This window comes from Actinomadura nitritigenes (assembly GCF_017573545.1).
In the GTDB taxonomy this organism is placed as follows: Bacteria; Actinomycetota; Actinomycetes; order Streptosporangiales; family Streptosporangiaceae; genus Spirillospora; species Spirillospora nitritigenes.
Genome location: NZ_JAGEOK010000091.1, coordinates 1 through 2,719 on the forward strand (window position 1 = coordinate 1; position 2,719 = coordinate 2,719).

A 2,719-nucleotide genomic window follows, 5' to 3' on the forward strand; every position below is an offset into this window, starting at 1 on the left:
CGGCAATGTTCGCTGGCTGCTCGCCGTCACAGGCGGCAACGTCCGCATCGGTCGATAGGCTCGCAAGCGCAGCGACGGCGGCACAGGGAGTGGCATGGAGAAGTGGAAGCTCACGTACGTGGTCAACGACGGGAGCGGCATGTTCGGCCTGGAACCGGCGCGGGAGCACACGCACGAAGTCGAGTTGGACACGGCGAACCTGGCGCGCACGGGCGAGGATGAGCAGCGCATCCTAGAGATGATGCGGGCTGCGGTCCGTGAGCACGCGGGGGAAGAAGCGATACTCACGGACGCAGAAGAGATCAAGGGTTAGAGCTGGTCCGGCTGCGCGCGTCCCGGTAGCGGGCCGAGTAGTACGCGTGATCGCGGGGGTAATCGCGAAGCTGATCAAGGCTCTGGGCGTATCCGGCCGCTGCGTCGCGGAAGTCCCGCACGGCGTACGCCATGTCCGCGCGCTGAAGCTGGGCGCGTACGGGATCAAGCCAGTACAACCAACCGGGGCGGTCCTCGGCGTCGGGGGCCTGGAGCGCGAGTTCTAGGGCCTCGTCAGACAAGCGCCGTGCCCGGTCACGCTCTCCCAGCGCTGCCGCTGCCATACCTTCCTGATGCGCCGCGATCGCTGCGGCTGCGGGTGAGAGACCGTCCGCGCTCCGGCGCGCCAGCTCGGCAACGCGCAAAGCTCGAACGGGGTCACCTCGGTCTAGGGCGTAGAAGGAACGCACGCGGTTGATCCATGAGCTGAGGTCTTCGGCCCCGGCGTCGATGGCCCACCCCTGGGCGAGGTCCAACCAAGCTAGGGCCGGTCCCTTCTTGCCCTCCTGGTTGGCCACCCATGACAGCCAGTGCGCGTGTTCGGCCGCCAAGATGAGCAGTCCATCGGCGACCTTGCCTGAGGCGTCGGGAAGGCGCTCGGTGACGGCGTCCAACTGGCTGCGGACGACGGGCCAGAGATCGCGGCCTCCGGCGTTGTCCTCCGCTCGGCGGTAGGTGGCCAACACGGTGCCGATCCAGTTCGCGAGGCTCAGGTCAACGCGACCACGGCTTTGAGAGTGGGCGATGCGTTCTCGCAGCTCAACCGGTGGTTGCCACATGGACGGATCGTCTTGGTTTCCCGTTACGCCGCTCAACTCTTCTGGCACCCCTAGACCTAGAGTGATCCGCTCAACTACTTCTGCGGACGTCACTTGGTGCTTTCCCCTCTCGATGTCCGATATATACGGCTGCGCCATACCGAGCAGGGGTTCCAACTGGCGTTGCGTCAGGCCGGTAACGGCCCGGTAGCGACGGAGGATCTGGGACCAATCTCCCTTGGCCCAGGCTGCTCGGAGTTGCGGGTCTGCCCAGGGTTGCGGATCACTCACGCTCCGACGATACGACGTTCGTATATGAGCTTCATATCGGATCCGGACAGTCGCTCAATCACGATGGTCCCCACCTATTCGCCGAACGGGTCGGAGGTAGCGCGTGAGGGCGAGCGACCGGAACGAGTGCGTTGCGTGCATGGGGCGCGGTTGGTCCTGGGTGTCTTCCCGGGCTGACCTGCTACTCGCGCGGTGCAGCTCCGGACGTGGACCGGAACGACGTAAAGAACCCTGCGCCAGGTGCCGCAGGGGCAACCGGGCCGAGGTGGCGTAACAAGCCGCGGGGCCGGCGACATGATGCGGGCGGCTGCGGGTTCGGCCGATCAAACCCCCGTATCGGTCGAGCGGGAGGGGCAGCCGTGTCCCCATGTCGCCGGTCTCGCTTCCATGGAGGTGAGGACATGGGCGAAGTGAAGGCTCGGGTTCCCGATGGGAACTGGTATCCGGCGGCTCGTGCGCTGGTCGCTCTGCTGGCGGCTCGGGGCCTCGGTGCGGTGGTGCTGGCGCATGGTGCCGTCCGGGTCTGGAACCCGGCCGGTGAGGCCGACGCGAGCGACAAGCTCGGACAGGCGATGAGTCCCGGTCTGCGGCAGGAGTTGCAGTGCGGGCGCCGGGCCGATGGTGTGCTCTGGTGGTTCTGGGTCTGGTCCGGACCGACGCGCCAGTCTCCCCCGGACCTGGAACCGCTCTGTCCGATCGGGGATGCGGAGACGGCGGCGGCTCGCGTCGACAAGGTTCTAGCGGTGCCGTTCGCTGAGGCGTCGGTCAAGGCCGTGTGATGCATGGCGCCTGGGAGTGCCCACCGGAACGGGTGGACGTCCGGCAGGCATGTGAGGAACTCGAACGGGACTTCCCCGGTAGCGTCGTCTGGTACGGGGAGGTAACCGGCTCCTGGTGGGCGCTGGTCCGGCTGCGGAGCGGCCCCCGCCTGGTGGAGGCCGTCAGCGCTGACGAACTCCGGCAAGCCATTCCCCAGGCTCCGACGTGGCCATGGCCGTGGCTGCGTTGAGAAACTGCCAGCTCAAGACCAAGTGACGGCGTGACAGCGCGGGAGACCTCTGCTTTCCTTGTGCTACTCGTGTTGTCGAGCTGTTGGCAGGCCCTTATGTCGGATGACGCTGCGTACGCCCCGAAGTATGTCCGGATCATGGAGACGCTTCGTCGTCGGATCAAGGACGGGACCTATCCCGTCGGGGAGCCGATCCCCTCTGAGACGATGCTCGGCCGCGAGTTCGGGGCGTCACGTCCGACGGTCGTTCGCGCGCTGAACGAGATGCAGCTCCTCGGCGAGTTGCAGCGCGAGCACGGGCGGGGCACCTTCGTTAAGGCCGCAGCGTCATCCGGCGCACCACAGAACA

General features: G+C 66.7%; 4 protein-coding genes. 3 read left to right on the top strand and 1 reads right to left on the bottom strand.

All coding sequences use genetic code 11. The annotated features are described in order from the left end of the window. Positions 1–94: 94 nt before the first annotated feature. Positions 95–313 (top strand): hypothetical protein, encoded by a 219-nt coding sequence (locus tag J4557_RS48950; RefSeq protein ID WP_208274805.1) that lies wholly within the window; start codon positions 95–97, stop codon positions 311–313. On the opposite strand, the gene J4557_RS48955 is transcribed toward J4557_RS48950, so the two are convergent. Then, positions 303–1,361, bottom strand: a complete 1,059-nt coding sequence (locus tag J4557_RS48955) for a helix-turn-helix domain-containing protein (RefSeq protein ID WP_208274807.1) — start codon at positions 1,359–1,361, stop codon at positions 303–305. The two genes, J4557_RS48950 and J4557_RS48955, sit on opposite strands and share 11 nt — an antisense overlap. Positions 1,362–1,762: 401 nt before the next feature. Here J4557_RS48955 and J4557_RS48960 point away from each other — a divergent pair, with 401 nt between their 5' ends. Both J4557_RS48960 and J4557_RS48965 read left to right on the top strand, forming a co-directional pair. Then, positions 1,763–2,140: a hypothetical protein gene (locus tag J4557_RS48960; RefSeq protein WP_208274809.1), complete on the top strand. Its 378-nt coding sequence runs from the start codon at positions 1,763–1,765 to the stop codon at positions 2,138–2,140. A 368-nt stretch (positions 2,141–2,508) separates the two neighbouring features. Further along, positions 2,509–2,719, top strand: a 211-nt coding sequence (locus J4557_RS48965; protein WP_243777558.1) for a GntR family transcriptional regulator, incomplete at its 3' end; no start/stop codon positions are given.